This is a genomic window from Rhodococcus sp. EPR-147, from assembly GCF_001647185.1.
GTDB lineage: Bacteria > Actinomycetota > Actinomycetes > Mycobacteriales > Mycobacteriaceae > Rhodococcoides.
The window spans coordinates 1-3,867 of sequence record NZ_LVCU01000213.1; the positions used below are offsets into that span (position 1 = coordinate 1).

The 3,867-nt window shown below is 63.5% G+C and carries 4 protein-coding genes; 2 read left to right on the forward strand and 2 right to left on the reverse strand.

Annotated features, from left to right (window positions below):
• A partial coding sequence (locus tag A2J02_RS10465; RefSeq protein WP_156516180.1) for a cation:dicarboxylate symporter family transporter occupies window positions 1-410 on the reverse strand: 410 nt, incomplete at its 3' end.
• A gap of 174 nt (window positions 411-584) precedes the next feature.
• Here A2J02_RS10465 and A2J02_RS10470 point away from each other — a divergent pair.
• Entirely contained in the window at window positions 585-2,138 is a 1,554-nt protein-coding gene (locus tag A2J02_RS10470) for a sensor histidine kinase (protein WP_231893851.1), read from the forward strand.
• Window positions 2,135-2,809, forward strand: coding sequence for a response regulator (locus A2J02_RS10475; RefSeq protein WP_068049855.1), 675 nt, complete (start codon window positions 2,135-2,137; stop codon window positions 2,807-2,809). The genes A2J02_RS10470 and A2J02_RS10475 overlap by 4 nt, the downstream gene beginning before the upstream one ends.
• 49 nt (window positions 2,810-2,858) lie before the next feature.
• Here A2J02_RS10475 and A2J02_RS10480 read toward each other — a convergent pair.
• Window positions 2,859-3,867: prolyl oligopeptidase family serine peptidase (locus tag A2J02_RS10480; RefSeq protein ID WP_156516181.1), on the reverse strand; the 1,009-nt coding region annotated here is incomplete at its 5' end.

The window sequence follows — 3,867 nt, forward strand, 5'->3', positions numbered from 1 at the left end:
TCTGCGGTTTCGGCGTACTCATCGCCGCCGCCGGGAACGATGTTGAGTCCCTCGCCGGGCTGAATGAGGTTTCCGACGACCATGCCGATACCGAGTGCAATGGTCGACATCGTGATGAAGTACGCCAGGGCAAGGCCACCGACGCGGCCGACACTGGCTGCGGCGCGGACCGATCCGATACCGAGGACGATGGTGCAGAAGATGACCGGGCTGATCATCATCTTGATCAGGCTGACGAAGAGCGTGCCGAGGACCGCGAGCTCGACGGCGAAGTCCTTGGCGGTCAGTCCTACGATGACGCCGGCGATCACCGCGATGATCACGGCGATGTAGAGCCAGTGAGTCTTGTCGCGCTTCTTCTTGGGCTCGGCTGGCGGATTGTCGAACCGCTCGGCATCGATGGTTGTCATGAGTCTTCCTTCTGGTTCAAATGAAGCGCGAGTCGAACTGCGGACTTCGTGACTACGGGGAGTGGAGTGAGGTGCATCACCCCTGCTGAGAGATGATGTTGCTGCACGAGGTGACAGGAGTCACCTATACGTTCATTTCGTTCACACCGACTGTTCTTGCGCGAAAGGAATCCGTTGTCCACCAAACGTCCGCTGAGCGTCGCCGGCCAGGTGTTGGTGTTGCAGCTCGTCGTCATCGGGGTCGTCGTGTTCGCCGGCGGCATCCTGACGGTGCTCAACGAACGGTCCAACAGCGACGACGCGACCCGACGCGAAGTCACGGCGATCGCGGTCAGCATCGCCAACGAGCCGTCGACGCCCATTGCGATCGAATCCGAAAACCCGACGTCACGTCTGCAGCCGGAAACCGAGAAGATCCGTCAGGTCACCGGGGTCGACTTCATCGTCGTCATGGCCCCGGATCGCACGCGATTCACGCACACCACCGTCGACCTGATCGGTAAACCGTTCAGCGGCAACATCGATCGCGCGCTACAAGGTGAGACGTTCACCGAGACCTACGTCGGTTCTCTCGGGCCGTCGATCCGTTCGGTCACCCCGGTCACAGATACTGAAGGTGAGATCGTCGGCCTCGTTTCCGCCGGCGTCACCCGTCAGAAGATCAGTGATCAGTTCTTCCAGGGACTCCCGCTGATCATCGGGGTCGTGCTCGCTGCGTTCGTCGTCGCCGCAGCGGGATCGACGCTACTCAGCCGCCGGCTTCGGCGTCAGACACTGGGGATGGCACCGGCGGAACTGCGCACGATGTACGAGCATCACGATGCCGTCCTGCACTCGATCGGTGAAGGCTTGTTGGTGTTCGGCCGCAGCGACGAGGCGGAGTTGGTCAACGACGAGGCCCGACGCCTGCTCGATCTGCCGGAGGGCCCGGTCTCGCTCGCGTCGCTGCCGGAGTCGATGCAGCAGATGGACACCGGCATCGTGCGCGGTGAGTTGCATCTGACGAAGGATCGGGTGCTCGTCGTCAATCAGGATCCGGTGATGTGGGAGGGCCGACGCCTGGGCAATGTGCTGACCATCCGCGATCAGACCGAATTGCGTTCGTTGATGGGTGAATTGGACTCGGTGCGCAGTTTTGCGGAGTCGCTGCGTTCGCAGGCGCACGAGTCGGCGAACAGGCTGCACACCGTCATCACCATGGTCGAGCTCGGCCGGCCGCAGGAGGCCGTCGAGTTCGCCACCGCCGATCTCGAACTCTCGCAGACGCTGATCGACCGCCTGATGAACTCCGTCGGCGAGCCTGCACTCGCGGCGCTGCTGTTGGGCAAGGTCAGTCAAGCTGCCGAGCAGGGTGTGGAGCTCACCATCACCGACGACACGGCGATGGAGGACGAAGGAGTGCTGACGGCCCGCGAATTGGTCACGCTGGTAGGCAATCTGATAGACAATGCCATCGATGCCTCGAAAGAATCCGATCAGCCGTGGGTCGAAGTGACCGTCCGTGACGCCGACGCCGAACTCGTCGTACGCGTTGCCGACAGTGGTCCCGGAATGCCGCCCGAGACGCTGAAAGCTGCTCTGCGGCGCGGCTACTCGACCAAGTCCGGCTCACGCGGTCTGGGGCTGGCGCTGGTGGCCCAGGTCATCAACCGCCATCGGGGCACTCTGACGTCGGAAGTGACGTACGGATCTGTCATGGTTGCCACCATCCCGGGCTCGACATCGTGATCCGGGTACTGATCGTCGACGACGAACCCTTGATCGCCGAGGCCCACAAGACGTACGTCGAGCGCACCCCGGGCTTCGAGGTGGCCGGGGTGGTGCACACCGGCGCTTCGGCCATGCGCTTCGCCAGTACCGAGGCCGTCGATCTGGTGTTGCTCGACATCGGGCTGCCCGATGCGAGCGGCATCGACGTCGCGGCCGCGCTCGGTGGCCTGCGGCCGAGTCCCGACGTCATCGCCATCACCTCCGAGCGGGATCTGTCGGTGGTGCGTTCGGCGGTGGCACACGGCATCGTGCTGTATCTGCTCAAGCCGTTCACGTTCGCCGCGTTCCGCGACAAGCTCGAGCGCTATCGCGAATTCCATGCCGCGTTGCCTGCCGGCGAGAACGCGTCGAGTCAACGCGACATCGACCGCGCCATGGCACATCTACGAACAGCCGACGAACGCGTGTCGACGCCCAAAGGCATTGCTCCACAAACCATGGACGGCATCACCGCCAGCGTCAGAGAAGCCGCTGACGGACTCAACGCATCCGAGGCCGCCAAGGTCGTCGGAGTGTCCCGCGTGACCGCGTGGCGGTACCTCGAGCGCCTCGCCGACGACGGCCTGGTCACCCGGCACACCGAATACGGCAGAGCCGGGCGACCTCAGGTCCGTTACGTGTGGCGTTAGAGCGGCTAGCGCCGCATGTGAGCGGAAACTCGTAGCAGGCTACGAGTTTCTATGCACGTGCGCCGGAGGCGCTCACGATCCACGCGTACTCGAAGGCCGCTTCTTTCCATTTCTCGTATCGTCCGCTCACCCCGCCGTGGCCGGCGCTCATTTCGGTCTTGAGCAGCAGGTCGGAGTCACCCGTCTTCGTTGCTCGCAGGGCGGCAACCCATTTCGCGGGCTCGACGTACAGAACGCGGGTGTCGTTGATGGACGTGATGGCCAGGATCGACGGGTAGTCCTTGGCCTCGACGTTCTCGTAGGGGCTGTACGACTTCATGTAGTCGTACACCTCCTTGCTGGCCAACGGGTTTCCCCATTCGTCCCATTCGATGACTGTCAGCGGCAGCGACGGATCGAGGATGGAGGTGAGCGGATCGACGAACGGAACGTTGGCGAGAATGCCGTTGAACAGCTCCGGCGCGAGGTTGGCCACCGCACCCATCAGCAATCCGCCCGCGCTGCCGCCGTCGGCGACGAGATGCTTCGGCGAGGTGCGTCCGGTGTCGATGAGATGCTGTGCGGCAGCGATGAAGTCGGTGAAGGTGTTCTTCTTCTTCAGCGTCTTGCCGTTGTCGTACCAGTGCCTGCCCATCTCACCGCCGCCGCGTACGTGGGCGACGACGAAGACGATGCCGCGGTCCAGCAGCGAGAGCCGGGCGACGGAGAACGACGGATCCATCGAGGCCTCGTACGATCCGTAGCCGTAGAGCAGCGTCGGCGCGGGGCCGTCGGGCACATCCTTGCGTGCGATGACCGACAGCGGAATCTGCGTGCCGTCCGGCGCAGTGGCCCATTCGCGGTGCTGAACGTAGTCACCGGCATCGAACTTGCCCAGAACCGGCTGCGATTTACGGAGCAGCAGTTCACCACTGGCGATGTCGAGGTCGTAGACCTGGCCGGGGGTGATGAACGAGGTGTAGACCATCCGCAGCAACGGCTGATCCCATTCCGGGTTGGAGCCGGCTCCGACGGAGTACAGCTCCTCGTCGAATTCGAGCTCGCGGTACTCGCCGTAT